The sequence below is a fragment of the Desulforudis sp. DRI-14 genome (assembly GCF_052618305.1).
Window position 1 is genome coordinate 39171 of record NZ_JBQXEZ010000011.1, and the last position, 22896, is coordinate 62066.

Here is a 22896-nt window from a genome sequence, read left to right on the forward strand (position 1 = left end):
AGCCATTCGGGTTTTTGATATTTCCAGCTGCACTAGAGAGGGGTTCGACAATGCGTGTGCTCATGCTTTCCTGGGAATATCCTCCTAAAAGCGTGGGGGGATTGGCCCAGCACGTTTACGATCTTACCTCGGCCATGGCCAGGCAGGGGGTGGAAGTGCACCTGATTACGTGCGCCGCCGCCGGCGCCCCGCGTTACGAAACCGTTAACGGCGTAAACGTCTACAGGGTTCACCCCTACCAGGTTTCAACCCCCGACTTTCCAACGTGGGTTTTACAGTTCAACATCGCCATGCTGGAGGAGGTTATCCCCCTCACAAGGAGGTATGGCGCGTTTGACATCATCCACGCCCACGACTGGCTTGTGGCCTATGCGGCGAGGGCCCTGAAGCACGCCTTGACAGCGCCTTTGCTCGCCACCATCCACGCCACCGAGTTCGGGCGGAACAACGGCCTGCACAACCAGCTGCAAAACTACATCAGCAACGTTGAATGGTGGCTTACCTATGAGGCCTGGCGGGTCATCGTCTGCTCCCGTTACATGGAGGGGGAGATAAAGTATGTCTTCCAGACCCCTGCGGACAAGATCGCGGTGATCAACAACGGCGTGGACCCCGCCAATTTCGCCCACCGTTCGCAGCGGGTCAACCGGGATTTCTATGCCGCGCCGAATGAGAAAATCGTTTTCTACGTCGGGCGGCTGGTGCCGGAAAAGGGTGTCCAGGTGCTGATCCGGGCCATGCCGAACATCCTCGCTCACTGCCCGGCGACCAAGTTCGTCATTGCGGGCAAGGGACCCTACGAGCAGGAGCTGAGATCCCTTGCCGCCCACCTCGGCCTGCAAAACCGCGTTTACTTCACCGGCTACATCAACGACGAGGTGCGCAACGCTCTCTACCACTGGGCCGAGGCGGCCGTTTTTCCGAGCCTCTACGAGCCGTTCGGCATCGTCGCCCTCGAGGCCATGGCCGCGCGTACGCCCGTGGTGGTCTCCGACACCGGGGGTTTGAGCGAGATCGTGGAACATGGTGTCACGGGGCTGAAAGCCTATACAGGAGACGCCAACTCATTGGCCCACAACATCATTCACCTGCTGACAAACCCGTCCCTCGCCAAAATGATTCAGGAGAGGGCTTTCCGCATGGTTCAGACGCAATACGACTGGAACACCATTGCCAGGCAGACGGTCGATGTCTACCGCCAAGTCGACCGGGAAAGGCGGAACCGGGACTGGAAAGCGGCGCAGGAACGCCAGGGTCGCATTCTGGAACGGGTACAACACTTGATAAAGAGGTCGGAGGTCGGAGGTCAGCGATAAGACTCGAAGCAATTCGCTGAGGTGAATTGCCAGTGAATTGAAAAGAGGTCGGAGGTCGAAGATAGGAGGTAAAGGTAGATAAATGAAGGCGATCATTATGGCCGGCGGGGAAGGCTCGCGCCTGCGCCCGCTGACCTGCGGCAAGCCCAAGCCGATGGTGCCGCTGCTCAACAGGCCCGTCATGGTTTATTGCATCGAGCTTCTGAAACAATGCGGTATCACGGATATCGGGGTTACCTTGATGTACCTTCCGGACGCCATTCGCGATCATTTCGACGACGGGTCCGAGTACGGCGTCAACCTGCATTACTTCGTCGAAGAAACCCCGCTCGGAACAGCCGGCAGCGTGAAAAACGCCGGGTCTTTTCTTGACGAAACTTTTGTGGTCATCAGCGGTGACGCCCTCACGGACCTCAACCTGGCACAGGCCATCCAATTCCACAAGGAGCGCGGCGCAATCGCCACTCTGGTTCTCACCAGGGTTCCCACCCCCCTGGAATACGGGGTGGTGATTGCCGATGCGGAAGGGCATATCGTGAGGTTCCTCGAAAAGCCGAGTTGGGGCGAGGTATTCAGCGATACCGTGAACACGGGCATTTACGTTCTGGAGCCCGAGGCCCTGGGGTATTTCGCCCCGGGCCAGCCTTTCGATTTTTCGAAGGATTTGTTCCCATTGCTTCTCGGCGAGAAGAAACCCCTTTTCGGCGTCGTGCTCGACGGCTACTGGTGCGACATCGGCAACCTCGAGGCCTATATGCAGGCCCACCGGGACGCCCTGTCCGGCAGGGTAACCATAAAGATTCCGGGGGAGGAAATCGCCCCGCAGGTCTGGGCGGGCCACGGCGTCCACCTTGACCCGGAATGCGTTTTGAAGGGCCCGTCCTTCATCGGCGACAACTGCGTCGTCGGCCCCGGCGCGGTTATTGATTCCTATACCGTTCTCGGCAGCGGCTGCATCGTCCAGGGAGGCGCGTCCGTTAAACGAAGCATTTGCTGGGACAACGTCTATATCGGGCCGCGCGCCCACGTGCGGGGCGCCGTCCTGTGCAGTCGCGTGCAGGTACAGACCACGGCCGGCGTCTATGAAGGGGCGGTGGTCGGCGACGATTCGATCATTAAAGAGGGCGGGACACTGATGCCCGAGGTCAAGCTCTGGCCGCGGAAACTGGTCGACGTCGGGGCCACCGTCAACGAAAGCATCGTCTGGGGGACGCGCAAGGCCAAGGCCGTTTTCGGGACTGAAGGCGTAAGCGGGCTGACGAACATCGAGATGACGCCCGAGTTTTGCGCTCGCCTGGCGGCCGCTTTCGGGAGCGCCTTCCGCTGCGATGCCAAGGTCGGTGTCTCGTGGGACGGGTATCCGGCTACCGCCATGCTCAAGCGCGCTGCCGTCGCGGGCTTGCAGAGCGCGGGCGTGGCCGTGCTGGACCTGGGTCAGCTGACCACCCCGGCGCACCGTTTCGGCGTGCGCAACCTAGATTGCTCCGGCGGGGTGCACATCAAGCTTTCCACCCAGGATTCCTCAAGGGTTATCCTGACTTTAACCGACGGGCGGGGCGGAAACATTTCACGGGCGCTCGAACGGAAGATCGAGAACCTGATGGCCAGGGAGGATTTCCGGCGCGCGGACGCAACGCGTCTCCAGCAGGCGGCTCATGTGCCGGGCATGCTCGACGCTTACCTCCAGGCCGTCCTCGACGACGTCGACGCGGGAGCCGTGGCCGACCTGGGAGGCCACCTGCTGATGCTTTACGACGGCTTGCTGCTTTCATCCCTGGTCGGATCCTGGTCCCGCGAACTCGATCTCCACGTCAGCCGCGTTGGTGACGAGACAAGCGGGCGGCAGCCCAGGCCCTGGAGAGCGATGCGCGAAGCGGTTGAGAACCTGACCCGGAAGGTTGTCGAGGATCAGGCCACCGCGGGCGCTGTCCTGGACGCCAACGGCGAGCACCTCATCCTGATCGACGATAAGGGCCGCGTTATCGAGGACGACATGCTGACGGCTCTGATCGCCCTCTATGTTCTAAAGAGCAACCGGGGCTCGGTGGTGGTACCCGTCACTGCCCCCCACGCCATAGAAAAAATGGCCGAGCGCTATAAGGGTTCGGTCGTGCGCACGAAGACGTCGCCCCAGGATTTTGTGGAAAAGATCCTGGCTCAGGACGTGTCGCAGTTTTTCCTGCATTTTGACGGTCTCTCGGCGCTGACGCGCATTCTCGGGTTTATGGGTCAGACGGGTTCGTCCCTGTCCGAGCTCGTGGATGAGATCCCCGTTTTCTACCTGGACAAAAAGGACGTCCCCGTGTCCTGGGACGCCAAGGGTCGGGTGATCAGGCGGCTGATAGAAACGGAAGACAGCAGCAGAATGGAACTACTCGACGGAGTAAAGGTCTTTCACCGGGACGGGTGGTCCCTCGTGCTTCCCGACCCTGAGCAGCCGCTCTGCAAGGTCTTCAGCGAGGGAGTATCAATGGAAGTGGCCGAATCGTTAACTGAAATGTACATTGGCAAAATCAATCAAATCATTAAAAATGCAAATAAATAGCTTTTTAATTTTATCAGCAAAACTAGGAACGGCAGCTGGTATGCAGAATTTAAGATGTATACCTTACCTGGGACTATAAACGCGGTAATCGATGTCCGGGAAAACGTTGTTGCGGTTTTCCAGTTCCGAGACCCAAAAGGGTTCTATCCTGTTTTCGTTGATCTGGTGCCACAGTCCTTTGAAGTTGACGAGGTGCTGCTTAGTGCGCCTGATGGCGTAATCGACCATCGTCCCCGTGCTCATAATAAAGGCCCAGTCGCTGGCCTGAGCGAGCAGCAGTTCGCGGGCTGCCTGGTTCAAGGCCCGCCGCAGGTCTCCTTCAGCGTCGGGGAAACGCTCTGCCAGCTCGATCATCTTCTCCGCCGCCCAGTGTAAATGACGGTAAATCCAATCGTTTTTATCGGACAGCCATACCTCGTTGTAGCCGCCTTTACCCCAGCTCGAGTCACAGGGCGTGGCCACCTGGTTGCACCGGTGCCGCTGAAGATAATGCCCGGGCGTAATTAACTCCAGTTCGTCCTGCTCGAAAGCGATCTTCCGGGCTAACACCTCGAGCCAGCGCGGACCTTCGAACCACCAGTGCCCGAAGAGCTCGGCATCGTAGGGAGCCACCACCAGCGGGGGGCGATCCATGAATTTGGCCAGGTAGCGTATCTGGTGCTGGCGGTTGAACATAAAGTTCCCGGCATGGTTCACTGCCTTGCCGTCGGCCCACTCGGGCACGTAGGGCTCTTTGTGCCGGCCTTTCCCTGTGATGCGGTAATATTTGTACCCGGTATGGACACGGAGCCCGTTGGGGTGAACGTAGTCCTTGATGTAATCGTAGTCCAGGTCGAAGCCGATGTCGCGGTAGTATTCCCGGTAGTCAAAGTCGCCGGGATAGCCCTCCTGGGCGCTCCATACCTGTTTCGACGACTCGGCGTCGCGGCCGAAGGCTGCCACGCCGGACGGACAGTATATAGGCGCATAGACTCCGAAACGCGGCCTGTGTGAAGCGAAAAGGACGCCGTGCGTGTCGGTGAAGAAGTACTTGATGCCCTCTTCGGCCAGGATGCGGTCGAGGTTGTGCACGTAACCGCATTCGGGCAGCCACATGCCCGGCGGCTTTTTGCCGAAGTGCCTGCGGTAGACGTCCACCCCGACGGAAATCTGGGCGTGCACGGCCTCCGGGTGCAGCATCATCAGCGGCAGGTAACCATGCGTGGCTGCGGAGGTGATGACCTCGACAGCGCCCGTTGCATGGAAACCCCGGAAGGCGCTTACAAGGTTCCGGTGGTAGCGGTGGCAAAAAGTATGGTGGGCGTTACGGTAGCGTTCCAAATACATGCCGGCCGGCACGGCAAATGGAGTGCCCCGCGTGCGGCGAACCTCTTTTTCGCCCAGTTCAATCAGTTTTTCCAGATGCCTGACGTAACGTTCCTGAAGGAAGGGGTCGGTAAGCATGGAGAGGAGAGTAGGCGACAGCGAGAGCGTCACCTGAAAGGGAACGCGGTCCTGCAATAGTTTCTCAAAGGTCCAAATCAGCGGAATATAGCATTCGGAAACGGCTTCATAAAACCAGCGTTCCTCTAGAGAAAATGCATATTCGGGATGGCGCACGTAAGGCAGGTGCGCGTGCAAGACCAGAGCAAGGTAACCTTTGGCCATTAAACTTCTCCTCTGTCCTGAATTAAAGTTGCCGAACTGACTCCGGGGATCTCAGCCGCTTTCCTGCCCAGTTCTTCAACGATCAAAACAGAACTGACCCCGGTCTCCGCTTTTACAATAGAGCGGTATATCCCCTCGATCCACATCCATTCCTCATCAATGCGGTCGGAAAGAGCGGCCCGCGGGGTGGTGACAATGTTCGAGCGCAGGATTGTGAAAAATTCTCCGTTGGGCGCAAGCCGGCCGAGGTCGACGCAGAAACTGCAGTTCGGCTGGTTGACCTCGATATGCCAGCTGGTGGCATCGGGAGTGATGGGTACATCGACGAAACTCAAGGCATTGTGCCCGTTAAAGTCCACGCCGGTCACGTTGTAAAGGCGGAGCACCGGACGGGCGTTTCTCCATTTCGGAGAGCTTCTAATTGCTTCCAGCCGGGTGGCTGAAACCTCCCAGTAAGCAAACAGCCATCCTGGGTCACGTACCAACAGTGCCAGGCGGTCCTGTCCGTACCGGCGAGGAAGTTCGCAGACAAATTCACTTGGCTGTTGTAACGGCTCCGGGCTAATCTCTTGGGCAAACTCCTCGTCGAAGGAGATTTGCGGCCGGGTGGCAACGCGGCGGCGTGTCCTGTCGGTGCGTATCCACAAAAAAAGAGCCACACTCAGGACCAAGAGAATAGCTACCGCAGCCCATACGGTAGCGGTCATCTACTTCCCCCCTTAAATGGCCAACCATATTCTTGTCTTTTTGTGCAAGAATAATAAAAATACGAGGTCGTCAGGCTTTCTCTAGTATTCCCGCGATAAAGACGTTTATTTGCATTAAAAAGTTATCTTATTGGGAGGATTTAACTTGACCCGCCATCTCGTCCTGGGAAACGGCAACCTGCTGCTTAATTTTGATGAAAGTATTTACCTGCGTGACCTTTACTACCCGTATGTAGGCATGGAGAATCACATCGGGGGGCACCGCAGCGCTATCGGATTCTGGGTCAACGGGCAGTTTTCATGGCTCCACAGCGCGGAGTGGACCAAAGATTTGGGCTACAAGGACCAGTCGCTTGTAGGCCTGATCGAGGCGACAAATCGCAGGCTGTCCCTGAAGATCAAAGCGGAAGCTGCGGTGCACTATCGATTGAACGTCTTTTTGCTCCTGCTGCGTTTGAACAATCTAAGCGACAGCGAGCAGGAGACGCGCGTTTTCTTTTACAACGATATGTACCTGGGCGGAAACGACGTCGGCGACACGGCTCTTTACGATCCGCAGACCCGGGCGATGTATCACTACAAACGCAACTATTACTTCTTGATCAACGGCCGTTCCCGGCGGGGCGGCATCTACCAGTACAATGTCCAGAAGCGCCTTCAGGGCGCCAGCGGCCGTTCGGATGCGGAGGACGGGTGGTTGAACGGCAACGCGATCGACCAGGGTTCGGTGGACTCCTCGCTAAGCGTGCGCCTTTTTACCCCGCCCGGCGCGACGGAGGAAGAGGTTTACTTTTGGATCGCCGCAGGGGATGACCTGGCCGAGGTCCGCCGTTTGAACGATTATGTGCTGGAGCACGACCCGGGCGTGATGATACGGGAGACCGAGACTTACTGGCGCAACTGGGTCAGCTCGGCCTGCCTGCCGGTGCACCACCTTCCGCGCGAGGTGGCCCGGACGGCCTCGCTGAGCTTTCTGATTACAAGAAGCCAGATCGATAATCGCGGAGGCATATTGGCGGCCAATGATACGGATATTCTGGAAACCAACCGCGACCACTACTCCTATGTCTGGCCCAGGGACGGGGCGCTCGTGGCCTACGCCCTCGACCAGGCCGGTTTCGGCGACGTCACGGCGGCCTTCTTTGAATTCTCGGCCCGTGTCTTGAATGAAGGGGGCTACTTCCAGCACAAGTACAACCCCGACGGGACGCCCGGATCGAGCTGGCATCCCTGGGTTGAGGACGGGGCTCTGCAGTTGCCCATTCAAGAAGACGAAACCGGGCTCGTCGTCTGGGCCCTCTGGGAACACTACCGGCGGCACCGCAAATTCGAGCACCTCGCCCGGCTTTACCCCGTCCTGGTCAAGCCGGCGGCGGACTTTATGTCCGAGTACCGGGACCCCCTGACCGGTCTGCCTATGGAAAGCTACGACCTCTGGGAGGAACGGCGGGGGATCTTTACCTTCACGATCTCGACAGTCTGCGCCGGCTTGAACGCCGCTGCCAATATCGCCGCGCTCCTGGGGGACGAAAGGTCGGAGTATACGTGGCGCCGGGCGGCATTGGAGGTTAAACAGGCGTTGCTGCGCTACCTTTTCAGCCCCGAACTCGGGCGCTTCCTGAGAGGGCTCCGGCGCGACCCGAACGGCGGGCTGGTTGCCGACAACACCCTGGACGCGAGCCTTTGGGGGGTTGTGGGGCTGGGGGTTTTGGAGCCGTCCTCACCCCAGGTCGAGGGGACAATGCAGAGCATTGTCAGGGATCTTTGGGTGAAGACCGAGGTCGGCGGCGTTGCCCGCTACGTGAACGATTTCTATTTCAAACGCAGCGACGACCTGGCGAACGTGCCCGGGAATCCCTGGATCATCTGTACCCTCTGGGTTGCCGACTGGTACGTGAAGAAGGCGCAGACGGAAGCCGACCTGGCCCCGGCGCTCGATATCCTGGAGTGGGTCTGCCGTTACCGGATGCCGACGGGGCTGCTGTCCGAGCAACTGCACCCTTATACGGGCGAGCCCCTGTCCGTGGCGCCGCTGACATGGTCCCACGCCACCTTTTGCCAGGTCGTCGCGGCATACCTGAAAAAGCTGGCCGCTTTCAGGAAGGAATGTCCGCCCTGTAAATAGAAAAAAAATTGCAGGAGGGTCAACGTGCACAGCAACCCTGAAGACGAAGTAATCAAAAACCTGCTTAAAGAGGCCAGGACCATCGCCGTGGTCGGGCTTTCTCCGAAACCGCACCGCGACAGTTTCAAGGTGGCCGCTTACATGCAGGCTAGCGGATACAGGATCATCCCCGTGCATCCCAACGCCCGGGAAGTGTTGGGGGAGAAAGTTTACCGCAGCCTGGCCGAGATACCGGAGAAGGTGGATATCGTAAACGTCTTCCGCCGCAGCGACCAGGTTGTGCCTGTGGTCGAGGATGCCGTCGGTCTAAAACCAAAAGCAGTCTGGCTGCAGGTCGGCATCACCAGCGAGGAAGGCGCGGCCATCGCCAAAGAGCATGGGATCGACATGATCATGGACCGGTGTTTGATGCTTGAGCACAAGCGCCTCTGCACCAACTGCTAAGATGCACGTCGTGCTGGTTGAGCCTGAGATTCCCCAGAACACGGGCAACGTGGCCCGCACGTGCGCCGTTACCGGAACGACCCTGCACCTGGTGCACCCCCTGGGCTTCTCGACCGCCGACCGCTATTTGAAGCGGGCCGGCCTGGATTACTGGAAATCAGTGCCGGTCGTGCATCACGCAAGCCTGTCCGAGCTGCTGGCGCTGATAGTGCAGCGTCCTTTTTACCTGCTGACCACGCGCGGGCGGCTGGCTTACCACGAGGTCCGCTACGAGCCGGAATGCTTTCTGGTATTCGGCAAAGAAACAGCGGGCCTTCCTCAAGAACTCGTTTCTTCATATCCCGAACGCTGCGTCCGCATCCCCATGCTTAACGACCAGCGCTCCCTCAACCTTTCCAACGCCGTAGCCATTGTGCTTTACGAGGCTTTGCGCCAGCAGGGCTTCCCAGGCATGGCGTAGGGTAGGCGGCAGGAAATACCAGCCCGCGCCAAGAACATAGTCGTTAACTATCCTCTTATCGGAGTGTGTTGTTGGTTTGTCCAGCTTTGTACACCTGCACTGTCACACCGAATACAGCCTCTTGGACGGCGCGGCCCGCATCCCGGACCTGGTCCGGTCGGCGCGCGAGCTCGGCATGACCAGCCTGGCCATTACCGATCACGGAGCCATGTTCGGGGTAATCGATTTTTACAACGCTTGCCGCAAGGAAGAGATCAAGCCGGTTTTGGGCTGTGAGGTTTACGTCGCTACCCGGACCATGCAGGACAAGCAGGCCGGGGTCGACGACAAGCAATACCACCTCGTGCTGCTCGCCGAAAACGATGAGGGTTACAAAAATCTGCTGCGGCTCGTGTCCTTGGGATACACCGAGGGTTTCTATTACAAACCGCGGGTCGATAAAGACCTTTTGTACCGCTACAATAAAGGGCTGATCGCCCTCAGCGGCTGTCTGGCGGGAGAAATCGCCCATTTCGCCATGCAGGGTGAAATGGAGAAGGCGAGGGCCGCGGCCGGGGAGTACCGGGACATCTTTGGGGACGCCTTTTTCCTGGAACTCCAGGACCACGGGCTTAAAGAGCAGGGTCCTGTGAACCGGGCCCTGGTCGACATCGGACGGCAATTGGGCATACCCGTGGTGGCCACCAACGACGTGCACTACGTCAAAAAAGCCGACGCGGAAATCCACGATATCCTGCTCTGTATTCAGACGGGGAAGACGGTGCTGGACAACCAGCGCATGCGCTTTGATTCGCAGGAGTTCTTCCTTAAGAGCCCCGAGGAGATGGCCGCCATCTTCGGCGAGATTCCCTCCTCGCTGACCAACACCGCTCTTATCGCCGAGCGTTGCCAGGTCAACCTTGAGTCCGGGAAACTCCACCTCCCGGAGTACAGGGTCCCGGACGGGTATAACGTGGATTCGTACCTTCGCGAGCTCTGCTATCGGGGTGCCCGCGAGCGTTACGGCGAGGTCGCCGATGAGGTGGCGGCGAGGATCGATTTTGAGTTGGGCGTTATCAGCCAGATGGGCTTCAGCGGCTATTTTCTGATTGTGTGGGACTTCATCCACTACGCCCGGCAAAAAGGCGTCCTGGTGGGACCGGGGCGGGGTTCCGCGGCGGGGAGCATCGTGTCTTACTGCCTGGGTATAACCAACCTCGATCCGCTGCCTTACGGCCTGCTTTTTGAAAGGTTTCTCAACCCCGAGCGGGTTTCTATGCCGGACATCGACATCGACTTCTGCTTTGAGCGGCGCCAGGAGGTTATCGACTACGTATTTGACCGGTATGGGCGCGACAGGGTGGCCCAGATCATCACCTTCGGTACGATGGCGGCCCGGGCCGCCGTGCGGGACGTCGGGCGGGCCCTCGGTATGCCGTATGCGGAGGTGGACCGGGTAGCCAAGCTGATCCCCCCGGAACTGGGGATGACCATCGACAAGGCGCTGCAAACCCAAGAACTGGCCAGGCTCTACGAGGGGGACGAGCAGGTCGCCAAGCTGATCGACGTCGCCCGCGCGCTGGAAGGGATGCCCCGCCATGCCTCGATTCACGCGGCCGGGGTGGTCATCGCCAAGGAGACGCTCACGAACTATCTCCCGCTATACCGGACCTCCGACGGTGTCATCGCCACGCAGTTCGCCAAGGAGACCGTCGAGAAGCTCGGCCTGCTCAAAATGGACCTCCTGGGGTTGAGGACGCTGACCGTCATCGGTGAAGCGGTAAACCTGATCCGCGAGACGCGAGGAACAACACTGGACATGGACGCTCTCCCCCTGGATGACCCGGCGACCTACGATTTGCTGGGACGGGGAGAGACCATCGGCGTGTTCCAGCTTGAATCCAGCGGCATGCGCGCCATCTTGCGGGATTTGCGGCCGGAGGCCTTCGAAGACGTCATCGCCCTGGTGGCCCTGTACAGGCCGGGGCCGCTGGGCAGCGGAATGGTGGACGACTTCATCCAGCGCAAACACGGTGTCAAGGAAGTAATCTACCTGCATCCGCTGCTGCAGCCCATCCTCAAGGACACTTACGGCGTTATCCTTTACCAGGAGCAGGTAATGCGCATCGCCAGCGACATGGCCGGCTTCACGCTGGGCGAGGCCGACCTGTTGCGGCGCGCGATGGGCAAGAAGAAGCCCGAGATCATTGCCGGTTTGCGTTCCAGGTTCGTTGAAGGCGCCGTCAAAAAGGGCGTCAACCCGTCGGTCGCCGGGCAGGTTTTCGACTTGATGGAGTACTTTGCCGGCTACGGGTTCAACAAGTCGCACAGCGCGGCGTACGCCCTGATCGCTTACCAGACGGCCTATTTAAAGGCCAATTACCCGGCCGAGTTTATGGCGGCCTTGCTGACTTCCGTTAAGGACCACACCGATAAAGTCAGCGTCTACGTCGAAGAGTGCCGCCGCCTGGAAATCGACGTTCTCCCGCCCGACGTCAACGAGAGCCGTGAGAACTTCACCATCGCCGGGGGCAAGATCCGTTTCGGGCTGGCCGCCATCAAGAACGTGGGCCTGGGAGCCGTTCAGGCCATTATCGAAGCCAGGGAAAAGGGCGGGCCTTTCAAATCGCTTGTGGATTTCTTGGAGCGGGTTGACGGGCGGCTGATCAATAAGCGGGCGATGGAAAGCCTGATCAAGGCGGGAGCCTTCGGGTCCCTGGGGGCGTACCGGTCGCAACTGCTGGCCGTCTTGGATCAGGCCCTGGAGATCGCCCACAAGGCCCAAAAAGAAAAAGATTCAGGGCAGATGAGCCTTTTTGGCGGCTTTGATGAACCGGGGGCGTCATACGAGGTGGCGCTGCCCAGGATGACGGAACTGCCCCGGCGGGAACTGCTGGCATTGGAGAAAGAGACTATGGGCCTTTATATTTCGGGGCACCCCTTGTCCCAGTACCGTCACCTTTTACGCTCGGTTTCGTCGGCAAACTGCCACGAGGTCGCGGAGATGACGGCCGGCAAGCAGGTGATTCTGGGGGGCCTGCTGACCGGGTTGAAGCGGATCACCACCAAGAAAGGCGAGCCGATGGCTTTCTTCACCCTTGAGGACCTTACCGGACGGGTGGAGGTCGTCGTTTTCCCGCGTGTCTTTGAACAGGCCCGACTGCTTCTTGGCCCCGACGCCGCCGTTTTGGTAACCGGCACGGTGGCGGCGAACGGCGATGAAAAGAAAATCCTTGCCGACAGTATCACTTCCCTTGACCAAGGGGCCGAAGTCCGTATCACGATCACGGACGCGGAGCAGGCTAAACTGAACGAGGCGATAAGCCTGCTCAGGAGATATGTCGGTCCCAGCCAGGTCCGGATCGTCCGTGTCGGGGGCGACCCCGGCCGGAGAATGAAAGAGGAATTCAGCGTAGACCTCGCCACCCCGGTGATCGGCAAGCTGAAGGAACTGCTTGGTTCGCACCGCGTGCAGGTCCGCTGGCGCGCCCTCGGCTTTTAACCCGGCATTCAGCCCACTGTGTATAAAGGGTTAGGGATGCTGAGTGCCGTGCCGGGCGGGTTGCTTGTCAAGTCCTTTATGGCTGTGTTACGATACTTTAAAAATCCTGACAAGGGGTGTAAGATTTGACAGATTCGTGGGCCGCTGAGTACATCATCATCAAGGCCTTGGAGAATGGGGTTACCATTATGGGACTTACCCGCGGTAAAGACACCAAGTTCCATCATACCGAAAAGCTCGACCGCGGTGAGGTTATGGTCGCTCAATTTACCGAGCATACGGCGGCCATCAAGGTGCGCGGCAAGGCCGAGATACTGACCAGGCACGGTTCCCTGCGCACCGATGACGTCTAGGAAGAATTATATCCTTTTCGGTATCCGGAGGCATGGGAGCGGGTATACTATTTTTGGTCATGGGAGCAGTTATTGGTAAGTAACTGATTTCTTCTCTTCCAAGCACGTTTTCCGAAGGCTTCACGGGGGGCTTCCGCTGTGTGGACCGTTGTCTATATCGCTCTTGATGAACCTGAGGCTAAAAGAATAAGGGATGGTCTTACTCAGGAAGGCCTGCTCGTCAAGCTCCGGACTTGCAAACCGGACAACGACGGCGCCAGCTCCATTGAAATCCTTGTACCCCTAGGGGAAGCAGACGAGGCCTTAGAGATAATCAACGCGCTTTAGCGCCCCGGGAGAGGGTAACCATGGTTTTTGACTTGTTCAAGCGCCCCAAGTATTTCACGGTCAAGCCGGACCAGAAGCGGGAGATTCCCGAAGGTCTCTGGATAAAATGCCCTGACTGTAGCGAGATCCTGTATACCAAGGACCTTGAACGCAACCTCAAGGTCTGCCGGAAATGCAACCATCATTTCAGGCTTACCGCCCGTGAACGCATCGCCATTACTGTTGATGACGAGTTTAAGGAATTCGGCGCTGAGCTTGACCCCGTCGACATTCTGCAGTTCCCCGGATACGCGGAGAAACTGGCGGCAGCGCAGGAAGCTACCGGCTTGAAGGATGCCGTCATTACCGGCGAGGGGGCCATCGGCGGGTATCCCTGCATCGTTGCGGCCATGGAACCCAATTTTGTCATGGGCAGCATGGGCGTCGTCGTGGGGGATAAAATCGCCCTGGCGATAGAAAGGGCGATTGACAAGAGGCTGCCTGTCGTCATTTTTTCGGCTTCGGGCGGGGCACGCATGCAGGAAGGCATCCTGTCTCTCATGCAGATGGCCAAGACAGCCGCCGCCCTTGCCCGCCTCGATCAAGCGGGCCTGCTTTATGTCTCGGTGCTTACCGACCCCACCATGGGCGGCGTCAGCGCGAGCTTCGGTTTTCTGGGGGACGTCATTCTGGCCGAACCCGGAACCCTGATCGGCTTCGCCGGGCCGCGGGTGATCGAGCAGACCATCCGCCAGAAGCTCCCCGAGGGGTTTCAGACAGCGGAGTTCCTTAGAGATCACGGGTTCATCGACAAGGTTGTGCCGCGGTCCGCGATGAAGGAAACCCTGGTCAGGATCCTCAGTCTGCACCAACGGGAGGAGTAACTTAGTGCCGACCGTTTTTGACTTTGAAAAACCGGTATTCGAACTGGAAAGCAAGATCGAAGAGCTTAAGGCTTTCGCCGCTGAAAAAGATTTGAATCTGGACAGCGAGATCGCCACCCTGCAAAAAAGGGTGGAGGAACTCAAAGAGTCCGTTTACGGGAACCTCACACCTTGGCAGAAGGTGTTGATCGCCCGGCATCCCGAAAGGCCCTCCGCCATCGACTACATCAACCATCTTTGCAGCGATTTCATCGAGTTGCACGGCGACAGGCTGTTTGGCGACGACGCCGCGGTGGTCGCGGGCATCGCCCGGCTGAATGGTTATCTAGTTACCGTACTCGGCCACCAGAAAGGCAAGGGAACGAAGGACAATCTCGCCCGGAACTTTGGGATGCCCCACCCCGAGGGGCTGCGCAAGGGCCTTCGCCTCATGCGCCAGGCCGAGAAATTCGGCCGTCCCATCGTGTGTTTTATCGACACGCCCGGGGCTTATTGCGGGATCGGGGCCGAGGAACGGGGACAGGCCGAGGCTATTGCCAAAAATATTATGGTAATGAGTACCCTAAGAGTACCAATAATAGTGATAGTCATCGGCGAAGGCGGCAGCGGCGGGGCGCTGGCCTTGGGCGTGGGCGACCGTCTCCTGATACAGGAGCACGCTGTCTTCTCGGTCAGCTCGCCGGAGGCCTGCGCCAGCATTATCTGGAAGGACGCGGGCCGGGCCAGGGACGCTGCGGAAGTGCTGAAGCTGACGGCGCAGGACTTGAAGAGACTCGGCGTCGTCGACGAAATCATTCCCGAGCCTCTCGGGGGGGCGCACCGCGACGTGCAACGCGCGGTTGATTTGCTCCGCGAGGCTGTTTGCCGCCATCTCGGCGAACTTAAGACCCTGCCGGCGGATGAATTGGTCGAAAGCAGATATAGAAAGCTACGCGGTTTAGGTTACCTCTAGGGCGCTGCAGTCCGTACCCGTCAGCAGCGCCGTAGGAAGGAGCACCGGATGTGCAACGTATAGGCGTGCTGACAAGCGGTGGAGACGCCCCGGGAATGAACGCTGCCGTGCGCGCGGTCGTGCGCAAGGCTATTTACCACGGCATGGAAGTCATCGGGATCAAGAGAGGCTTTGCGGGGTTCGTGGAGGCCGAGATGGAGCCGCTTAACCTGGGTTCGGTGGCCGACATTATCCATCGCGGCGGGACAGTCCTCCGCACGGCGCGCTCGGAAGAGTTCATGACCCGTGAAGGACGCGCCCGGGCCTACGATAATGTCGATCGCTTCGGGATCCAGGGATTGGTGGTTATCGGCGGTGACGGCTCTTTTATGGGAGCCAAGCTTTTTCAAGAGGAATACGGGCTGCCCGTCGTGTGCGTGCCCGCCACCATTGACAACGATATCGCCGGGACGGACTGGTGCATCGGGTTCGACACCGCGGTTAACAACGTGGTTTCGGCCATCAACAAGATCAGGGATACGGCTACATCGCACGAGCGCACCTTTATCGTGGAAGTGATGGGCCGGAATTCCGGCTTCATTGCCCTGCAGGCGGGACTTGCCGGCGGGGCCGAATCCATCCTCATCCCGGAACTGCCTTTCAGCATCGAGGAAGTCTGTGAACGTCTGATGCGCGGGTACAGGCGCGGCAAGCTGCACAGCGTGATCGTCGTCGCCGAGGGCGCGGCGAGCGGCGTGGAGGTTGGCCGGCAGATCAAGGAACGGACCGGCTTCGATACCAAGGTGACCATCCTGGGGCACATCCAGAGGGGCGGCACGCCTACGGCTTTGGACCGGATTTTGGGCAGCCGCTACGGGGCCCGCGCCGTGGAACTGCTGGCCGAAGGCGCCAAGAAAACGGCGGTGGGCAGCGCAGCGGGCAGGATAACCCACTATGACCTCGAGCGGGCACTGCGCGACCGCAAGGAGATAGACCTGGAAACCTACCGTTTGGCAGGCATTCTTTCTATCTGAGGCAAGGCGATGCGCGGCGCGCGAAAAGGGGGCAGAAGCTTGCGCCATACCAAGATCGTCTGTACCATCGGCCCGGCCAGTGAATCGCCGGAAACGCTGAAGAAGATGATTCTGGCCGGGATGAACGTGGCCCGCCTGAACTTTTCCCACGGAAGTTACGAAGAGCACCGGCGGCGCATCGAAACCGTCCGTACCGCCGCCGGGGAACTGCATAGAAACGTGGCGATTCTGCTGGACCTTAAGGGTCCCAAGATCAGGGTCGGAGACCTGGCGAGCCCGCTGCACCTCAAAGCAGGGGAGCGAGTCACCCTGACCGTTGAACAGGCCGACGGCACGGCAACGCGCATTCCCGTCAACTACCCCCCGTTGCCCCGCGAGGTGTCCTCCGGCTATACCATCCTCCTCGCCGACGGCCTCATTGCCCTCAAGGTTCTTGCCACCACCGAGACTGACGTCCACTGCGAAGTGTTGAACGACGGGGTGCTGACCAGCCGCAAGGGACTCAACCTTCCCGGCGTAAGGACCAGCATCGAAGCGGTAACCGAGAAGGATGTCGCCGACATCCGCTTCGGCGTTTCCCTGGACGTCGACTATGTCGCCGCGTCCTTCGTGCGGCGAGCCGACGACATCCTCGCTGTCCGGCGGGTCCTGGAGGAGGAGCAGTCCGACGCTCTCATCATCGCCAAGATCGAGACCTGGGAGGCCATAAGCAACCTCGATGAGATCATCCAGGTCTCCGACGGGATTATGGTGGCCCGCGGCGACCTCGGCCTGGAGATCAACGCCGAGGAGGTGCCCCTTGTCCAGAAACGGATTATCAGAGACTGCAACAGGGTCGGCAAACCGGTGATCACCGCCACGCAAATGCTTGAATCGATGGTCCACAACCCCAGGCCTACAAGGGCCGAGGCCAGTGACGTCGCCAACGCCATCCTTGACGGCACCGACGCGGTGATGCTTTCGGCCGAGACGGCGGTAGGGGAGTACCCGGTTGAGGCCGTGGCAACGATGGCCCGCATCGCAGCTCGTGTCGAGGAAGCCCTTCCTTACGACGAAATACTGGACAGGAACAGAGTGGCGGCGCGCGGAACAGTTACCGACGCCATTGCCTACGGGACCTGCACCACCGCTGCCGACCTGGGAGCGGCCGCCATCGTGACCGCAACCCAGTCGGGTTATACGGCCCGCATGGTAGCCAGGTATCGCCCCCCCTGCCCCATCGTGGCGGTGACGCCCAGCCAAAAAGTGCTGCGCCAGATGGCCCTGGTATGGGGCGTGCACCCCCTGCTGGTCCGCGAGATTTCCGATACCGACACGATGATCGCGGCTTCGATTCAGGCCGCCCTTGACGCGCAATTTATCAAAGGCGGGGACCTGGTGGTTATTACGGCCGGCGTTCCTGTTAGTGTTTCCGGCACGACCAACCTGATCAAGGTGCATACCGTGGGGACCGTCCTTGCCAGGGGGACAGGCATCGGTTCACGGGCGGTCAGCGGCACGGTCCGCATTGCCAGGAGCGCCGCCGAGGCCGAAGCGAAGGTCAATCCGGGAGACATCCTTGTTGCCGCTTCTACGGACCGTGATTACGTGCCGGTCATCCAGCGGGCCGGGGCCGTGGTTACGGAGGAGGGCGGGCTTACGTCGCACGCGGCCATCGTCGGGCTGCAGTTCGGGCGGCCGGTGATTGTGGGTGTCGAGGGGGCGACATCCATCCTGACCGACGGCGAAACAATAACCATCGACAGCCAGCGGGGCTTGATCTACAGCGGGATTGCCAAGGTTTTATAAGGACAGACACGCTAAATGGTCGGTATGGCAGTAATATGGAGGATGGCAGGCGCCCGCACCAGGGCATCATAGGTTCAGGAGGGAGACCTGTTTGGAATTTGTCCTGACCTATCTGACCACCCTGGGACTCGGCGGGATCGCCGTGGCCATGGTAATGGAAGCGCTCGGCGTGCCCGGTTTCCCCGGCGGGATTCTCATTATCCTGGCGGGTTTTCTTATTAATCAGGGAACGTTTGATTTTTACTCGGCCCTCGGTGCGTCCTTCGTCGGGTATACCATCGGTTCCGTGGCCGCCTACTTCATCGGCCGGAACATGGGCGGGCCGGTCTTCAACCGCCTGGCCAAATACCTTAACATTACGCCCGAAAAGCTTCTTGCCGCGCATGCCGCTCCGGCCAAGGCTGCGGGTCTGTTCGTTCTTTTGGGAAGGTTTGTGCCGGGGCTGGGCAACCTTACGCCTTACCTGGCCGGACTGGCACAACTGGAGCTGGGCTGGTTCCTTTTCTACAACTCCTTTTTCGCCCTCACCTGGGCGGCGCTCTACCTGTCCATCGGGATGTTCTTCGGACATAACTGGCCCCTCATCCTCGATTTTGTAAGGCCCCGTATCGTCGGCCTTTCCGTCCTCGGCCTCCTGCTGGGCGTCTCCATCTATCTCCTGCGCAGGGAACGGCTGAAATTTCGGGTATTGCGGTAAAAGGAACAGCTGTTTCGGGCTAGAACTCATGCTCTGATCAGCATCGGGAGGTAGAACTGTGAAAGCCAGAAGCAGATACGTAATTGTCCTGGGGGACGGGATGGCCGATACGCCTCGTCCGGAGCTCGGAGGCCTGACTCCTTTGCAGTACGCCGGCACCCCGCACATGGACCGGGTTGCCGCAAGCGGCGTGATGGGACTGGTGCGCACCGTTCCGGAAGGGCTGCCGCCGGGGAGCGACGTGGCCAACCTTTCCGTTATGGGCTATGACCCGCTGCGATACTATACCGGCCGCTCGCCCCTCGAAGCGGTCAGCATGGGGGTGGAACTGGGCGCGGCCGACATCGCCTTTCGCTGCAACCTGGTGACCCTGTCGGCCGGCGAGCCGTATAGAGCCAAGACCATGGTGGACTACAGCGCCGGGGAGATCTCCGCGGAAGAAGCCCGAGAGCTGATTCGGGCCGTCGACGAGCAGCTGGGCGGCGACAAGATCCGTTTTTACCCGGGCATCAGTTATCGCCACCTCATGGTTTGGGCGGACGGCCCCGCAGGAAGCAGGCTTACGCCGCCGCATGACATCTCCGGACGGCTGATTGCGGATTACCTTCCCGACGGCGACGGCCGCGAGGAGCTCCGCGATCTCATGTACAGGAGCTGGGAGATCCTCAGCAGGCATCCGGTGAACCTGGCCAGGGTCGCGCGCGGTTTGCGCCCGGCCAATTCCATCTGGTTCTGGGGGCAGGGAAAGAAGCCGCTGCTCCCGCCTTTTACCGAAACATACGGGCTGAGCGGAGCGGTGATTTCAGCCGTTGACCTGATTAAAGGAATCGGCATTTGCGCCGGAATGGAAGTGATAGAGGTGCCGGGGGCCACCGGCAACATCCACACCAATTTCCGCGGCAAAGCTTTAGCTGCCCTGGAAGCGCTGGCGCGCGGGGTGGATTTTGTCTACGTGCACGTCGAAGCCCCCGACGAAGCCGGGCACCAGGGTGATACGCAGTTAAAGGTGCAGGCTATCGAAGCGGTCGACCGCCTGGTTCTCGGGGAGATTCTCAAAGGCCTGGAGGAGTACCCCTCCTACCGGGTGATGGTTCTGCCCGATCACCCCACCCCGATAAGCATCCGCACCCACTCCTCCGATCCGGTACCCTTCGCCTTCGCCGTTGATGCGGTGGCTCCTGGGGGAGCTGCAAAGCCGTACAGCGAAGAGGCGGCTCTGGCGGCAAACCTGCTCCTTCCGAATGGAATGAGCTTGATGCGGCGGTTTCTGGGCATAGAATAGTCCCCGCCCGGGGCATCCTTAGTGGCAAAAGCTTGGGGGTGTTCGGGATGGAGATGGTCAGGGTGCAGCACTTGGCGGAACGGAAGAACAACTACCCGGTCAATGCCCAGGATTACTGCGTCGGCCAGGCCGAGGACGGGCGGTGGTTCTTCACCTGGGGGTACCGGTGGCCGTCCGGCGGGCTTGTCCCCGGCGAGGACGTCGAACATGGCCAGAACGGCATCCACTGGCACGCCGGCGAGCAGGAAGCGCTTGATGACATGAACGAGGCCATAATGTATTTCGACGCCGACGACGGGGGCTACAACCCCTATGAGCAGAACGACCTCTACTGGCCCGAGGCTTACTAGATAAAAACGATACGGCGGGCCTGCGTAAGACCTGTTCCTGGACGACGTCGGCTTGCGTGCGGTGCAATTATTGCCAGGAGAGGAGTACCTGCGTTGGTAGACATGCACGCGCATATTCTCCCGGGTCTTGATGACGGAGCCCGCACTCTTGAAGAGAGCCTCGCGATGGCCCGAGAACTTGTGGCCCAGGGTGTCAGGACCGTGGTTGCCGCTCCCCATTTCATGCCCGGAGTCTATATGCCGAAGCCTGAAGAGATCTGGGCGAGAGTGGCCGGCCTCCAGCACGCGCTGAATGAAGAGGGATTACCGCTGCGTCTCGCACCCGGTGCGGAATGTTACCTTGATCCCGAACTTCCCGCACGCCTCCGCCGCGGCGAGCTCCAGACCATCAACGACACCGGGCGCTACCTGCTCGTCGAGCTCCCGATGGGCGACTACCCGGTTTTTGCCGACGACGTGCTGTTTGAGCTTCTCCTGTCGGGGATTACGCCCATCCTTGCCCATCCGGAGCGCAACGCCGTCCTGGCGGAGCATCCCGAGAAAGTATACGACCTGGTCCGGCGCGGCGTCCTGCTCCAGGTCAACGCCGGCAGCCTGGCCGGCCTCTTCGGCACCGCCGCCCGCAGCGCGGCGAGGCTGTTTGTGCGGCACGCCTGGGCGCACTTCCTGGGCAGCGATGCCCATCGACCCGGCGAACGCATCGCCGCCGTGAGCGTCGCCCTGAATGAAATAAACAGCTTGATCGGCCGGGCGGGTGCATGCGCGCTTGCCGGCGACCGCCCGCAAGCTGTCCTCGAGGGCACGGAGTGTGTCCTTCCCGACCCTGATCCCCCTGTCTTCAAGCCACGGTTTTCCTTTGGCCGCTTTTTCGGTCGGTGAGCCGCAAAAAAAACATTGTCCGACCGGGTTAATATGTGGTAATGTTTCCAGTAGAAGGGGTGCTTGCGCCCTCTGCTTCATCCTGCCGGGAAAGGAGGTGAAGAAGGGAATGGCAAGGCTTTATGCTAACCGCACCTTGATCGGGAACGTCGCTTTGGTGGTGTTCCTGGCCTTCCTGGCAACCCTGACCTTTGGTATTACCGCTCCTGCTTCTGGCGAAGCCGCACCAAGCGTGACGGTCCAGGACAAGGACGGTAACTGGCAGTCCGAGAGTGCAACCGTGCAGACAGACTCCGCTAAGTCCCAGACCAGTCTCACCATCCGCATCTCTCCGCTTACCCCGTCCGAGTTCCAGTCCGTCTGGTTCACGCTGCGCGACGGTAACAATCTCCTCAAAACGGTGTACGCGGTCTATACCGTCTATACCACGTATCAGCAGGTATACGCCGGGGTATACGGGTACCAGATGGTATACAATTGGGTTTACGCCTTCAACAACGTTACCTTACCGCACGGTTACACCCTGGAGGTCTACCGGGGCGGGGAACGGGTGAAGACCATTGCTCTCACCGTGGAGGCTCCGCCACCCGAAACGTCTGGCGGCGGCGGTGCGCCCGCGCCGGCCACGGCGGACGTCAGCGGTCAGGTTACCGATCAGTTGACTAAGGCGAAACCCGGCGATACCGTTTCGGTCAGTGTGACCGAGAACAAGCCGGCTGCGGTCAGCGAAGCGGTGCTCGATCAAGTGGCTCAGAAAGGTTGCGCGCTGGAGCTCAAGTTCACCAAGGCCGGCGTGGACAGCCTGGTCTTTGACGTGCAAACCGTGAAGGCCATTGCTGCTCAAGATGGTGTAGCTCAGATCTCCGCAGCCCGCGTTGCCGCTGACAGCGCGGCGGCCAATTTCGCCCTGGCGAGCGGAGGCAAGGTTCTGGCCGCTTATGACATCAGTGTCTCCGTGGGCGGCAAGGAGGTCCACAGCCTCGCCGGCAAGGCCAGGGTCACGCTTAATCTCACCGGTATCGATTTGACCGGCGTGGATCCGAGCCGGCTGGCCGTGCTGCACAAGAAGGCGGACGGCACGGTTGAGGAGCTGGCCGCCGTGTACAGCGCCGGACCGCCTCCCGCCCTGACGTTCACGACCGGGAACCTCTCTGTGTTCGCCGTCGTGGCCAAGGCGCCGAAGGTCATCAAGCTGACCGTCGGGCAGTCGGCCGCCGGCATCGACGGCAAGCCGTACACCCTGGACGCCGCGCCGTATGTCAAGGCCAAGGCCGGCAGGACGCTGGTGCCGGTGCGCTTCATCAGCGAGGCCCTTGGGTCCAAGGTTGAGTGGAAGCCGTCAGCGCGGCAGGTGGTGATCACCGACGGCAGGGAGATCGTGCTCACCGTCGGTGCAACCGACGTCTTCGTTGACGGCCGCAAGGCCGCGGTAGACTGCGCTCCGGAGATTGTCGCTCCGGGCAGGACCTTTGTACCTCTGCGCTTCATCAGCGAGACCCTGGGCGCCGAGGTCAGCTACAACCACACGACCAAGGAAATCACCATCGTCAAGTAACAGCAGACTCATCCTGACCCCCGTGGGCAAGTCTCACGGGGGTTTTCCTTTGCCGGGGACTCTGTCAATATCAGTATCGAACGGTGGCAGGTTTTGTCGTTTGCGGAAAATT

At 60.0% G+C, this 22896-nt stretch carries 19 protein-coding genes; 17 read left to right on the forward strand and 2 right to left on the reverse strand.

Annotated features, from left to right (window positions below):
- The first annotated feature begins 50 nt into the window (after positions 1 to 50).
- Together ACUM6F_RS07915 and ACUM6F_RS07920 are read left to right on the forward strand one after the other, a co-directional pair.
- Positions 51 to 1316, forward strand: a complete 1266-nt coding sequence (locus ACUM6F_RS07915; protein WP_445348907.1) for a glycosyltransferase family 4 protein — start codon at positions 51 to 53, stop codon at positions 1314 to 1316.
- Between the two features lie 82 nt (positions 1317 to 1398).
- Positions 1399 to 3861, forward strand: coding sequence for a sugar phosphate nucleotidyltransferase (locus ACUM6F_RS07920; protein ID WP_445348908.1), 2463 nt, complete (start codon positions 1399 to 1401; stop codon positions 3859 to 3861).
- A 63-nt stretch (positions 3862 to 3924) separates the two neighbouring features.
- On the opposite strand, the gene ACUM6F_RS07925 is transcribed toward ACUM6F_RS07920, so the two are convergent.
- Both ACUM6F_RS07925 and ACUM6F_RS07930 read right to left on the reverse strand, forming a co-directional pair.
- Complete coding sequence (locus ACUM6F_RS07925; RefSeq protein WP_445348909.1) at positions 3925 to 5508, reverse strand: glycoside hydrolase family 57 protein; 1584 nt, start codon at positions 5506 to 5508, stop codon at positions 3925 to 3927.
- On the reverse strand, positions 5508 to 6215 hold the full coding sequence (locus tag ACUM6F_RS07930; protein WP_445348910.1) for a DUF4912 domain-containing protein: 708 nt from the start codon (positions 6213 to 6215) through the stop codon (positions 5508 to 5510). Before ACUM6F_RS07930 ends, ACUM6F_RS07925 begins: the two co-directional genes overlap by 1 nt.
- Before the next feature lie 145 nt (positions 6216 to 6360).
- On the opposite strand from ACUM6F_RS07930, the gene ACUM6F_RS07935 reads away from it, so the two are divergent.
- The 15 genes from ACUM6F_RS07935 to ACUM6F_RS08005 all read left to right on the forward strand — a co-directional run bounded on the left by ACUM6F_RS07935 (position 6361) and on the right by ACUM6F_RS08005 (position 22784).
- Positions 6361 to 8340 carry a glycoside hydrolase family 15 protein gene (locus ACUM6F_RS07935; RefSeq protein WP_445348911.1) on the forward strand — a complete coding sequence of 660 codons (1980 nt, stop codon included), beginning with the start codon at positions 6361 to 6363 and terminating at the stop codon, positions 8338 to 8340.
- 24 nt (positions 8341 to 8364) lie between these two features.
- Positions 8365 to 8784, forward strand: coding sequence for a CoA-binding protein (locus ACUM6F_RS07940; protein ID WP_445348912.1), 420 nt, complete (start codon positions 8365 to 8367; stop codon positions 8782 to 8784).
- 1 nt (position 8785) lies between these two features.
- Positions 8786 to 9244: a tRNA (uridine(34)/cytosine(34)/5-carboxymethylaminomethyluridine(34)-2'-O)-methyltransferase TrmL gene (gene trmL, locus ACUM6F_RS07945; RefSeq protein WP_445348913.1), complete on the forward strand. Its 459-nt coding sequence runs from the start codon at positions 8786 to 8788 to the stop codon at positions 9242 to 9244.
- Between the two features lie 76 nt (positions 9245 to 9320).
- Positions 9321 to 12725, forward strand: coding sequence for a DNA polymerase III subunit alpha (locus tag ACUM6F_RS07950; RefSeq protein ID WP_445348914.1), 3405 nt, complete (start codon positions 9321 to 9323; stop codon positions 12723 to 12725).
- A 125-nt stretch (positions 12726 to 12850) separates the two neighbouring features.
- Positions 12851 to 13078: a trp RNA-binding attenuation protein MtrB gene (gene mtrB, locus ACUM6F_RS07955; RefSeq protein WP_425621884.1), complete on the forward strand. Its 228-nt coding sequence runs from the start codon at positions 12851 to 12853 to the stop codon at positions 13076 to 13078.
- Between the two features lie 138 nt (positions 13079 to 13216).
- Positions 13217 to 13405: a glutamate decarboxylase gene (locus ACUM6F_RS07960; RefSeq protein ID WP_425621883.1), complete on the forward strand. Its 189-nt coding sequence runs from the start codon at positions 13217 to 13219 to the stop codon at positions 13403 to 13405.
- Between the two features lie 20 nt (positions 13406 to 13425).
- Positions 13426 to 14268, forward strand: coding sequence for an acetyl-CoA carboxylase, carboxyltransferase subunit beta (gene accD, locus ACUM6F_RS07965; protein WP_425621882.1), 843 nt, complete (start codon positions 13426 to 13428; stop codon positions 14266 to 14268).
- Between the two features lie 4 nt (positions 14269 to 14272).
- Complete coding sequence (locus ACUM6F_RS07970; protein WP_425621881.1) at positions 14273 to 15220, forward strand: acetyl-CoA carboxylase carboxyltransferase subunit alpha; 948 nt, start codon at positions 14273 to 14275, stop codon at positions 15218 to 15220.
- 50 nt (positions 15221 to 15270) lie between these two features.
- Positions 15271 to 16233: a 6-phosphofructokinase gene (gene pfkA, locus ACUM6F_RS07975; protein WP_425621880.1), complete on the forward strand. Its 963-nt coding sequence runs from the start codon at positions 15271 to 15273 to the stop codon at positions 16231 to 16233.
- A gap of 39 nt (positions 16234 to 16272) precedes the next feature.
- Positions 16273 to 18021 (forward strand): pyruvate kinase, encoded by a 1749-nt coding sequence (gene pyk, locus ACUM6F_RS07980; protein WP_425621879.1) that lies wholly within the window; start codon positions 16273 to 16275, stop codon positions 18019 to 18021.
- Positions 18022 to 18112: 91 nt separating this feature from the next.
- Positions 18113 to 18718, forward strand: a complete 606-nt coding sequence (locus tag ACUM6F_RS07985) for a DedA family protein (RefSeq protein WP_425621878.1) — start codon at positions 18113 to 18115, stop codon at positions 18716 to 18718.
- Positions 18719 to 18776: 58 nt separating this feature from the next.
- On the forward strand, positions 18777 to 20000 hold the full coding sequence (locus tag ACUM6F_RS07990) for a cofactor-independent phosphoglycerate mutase (protein ID WP_445348915.1): 1224 nt from the start codon (positions 18777 to 18779) through the stop codon (positions 19998 to 20000).
- A gap of 47 nt (positions 20001 to 20047) precedes the next feature.
- Complete coding sequence (locus ACUM6F_RS07995) at positions 20048 to 20350, forward strand: hypothetical protein (RefSeq protein WP_425621877.1); 303 nt, start codon at positions 20048 to 20050, stop codon at positions 20348 to 20350.
- Positions 20351 to 20452: 102 nt separating this feature from the next.
- Complete coding sequence (locus ACUM6F_RS08000; protein ID WP_445348926.1) at positions 20453 to 21229, forward strand: tyrosine-protein phosphatase; 777 nt, start codon at positions 20453 to 20455, stop codon at positions 21227 to 21229.
- A 109-nt stretch (positions 21230 to 21338) separates the two neighbouring features.
- Positions 21339 to 22784, forward strand: coding sequence for a copper amine oxidase N-terminal domain-containing protein (locus tag ACUM6F_RS08005; protein WP_445348916.1), 1446 nt, complete (start codon positions 21339 to 21341; stop codon positions 22782 to 22784).
- The last annotated feature ends 112 nt before the right edge of the window (positions 22785 to 22896 follow it).

What these genes read in the sequence shown, in the direction of transcription:
- ACUM6F_RS07915 (WP_445348907.1), top strand. Translation starts at nt 51, where the DNA reads ATGCGTGTGCTCATGCTTTCCTGGGAATATCCTCCTAAAAGCGTGGGG.
- ACUM6F_RS07920 (WP_445348908.1), top strand. Translation starts at nt 1,399, where the DNA reads ATGAAGGCGATCATTATGGCCGGCGGGGAAGGCTCGCGCCTGCGCCCG.
- ACUM6F_RS07925 (WP_445348909.1), bottom strand. Translation starts at nt 5,508, where the DNA reads ATGGCCAAAGGTTACCTTGCTCTGGTCTTGCACGCGCACCTGCCTTAC.
- ACUM6F_RS07930 (WP_445348910.1), bottom strand. Translation starts at nt 6,215, where the DNA reads ATGACCGCTACCGTATGGGCTGCGGTAGCTATTCTCTTGGTCCTGAGT.
- trmL (WP_445348913.1), top strand. Translation starts at nt 8,786, where the DNA reads ATGCACGTCGTGCTGGTTGAGCCTGAGATTCCCCAGAACACGGGCAAC.
- accD (WP_425621882.1), top strand. Translation starts at nt 13,426, where the DNA reads ATGGTTTTTGACTTGTTCAAGCGCCCCAAGTATTTCACGGTCAAGCCG.
- ACUM6F_RS07995 (WP_425621877.1), top strand. Translation starts at nt 20,048, where the DNA reads ATGGAGATGGTCAGGGTGCAGCACTTGGCGGAACGGAAGAACAACTAC.
- ACUM6F_RS08000 (WP_445348926.1), top strand. Translation starts at nt 20,453, where the DNA reads ATGCACGCGCATATTCTCCCGGGTCTTGATGACGGAGCCCGCACTCTT.
- ACUM6F_RS08005 (WP_445348916.1), top strand. Translation starts at nt 21,339, where the DNA reads ATGGCAAGGCTTTATGCTAACCGCACCTTGATCGGGAACGTCGCTTTG.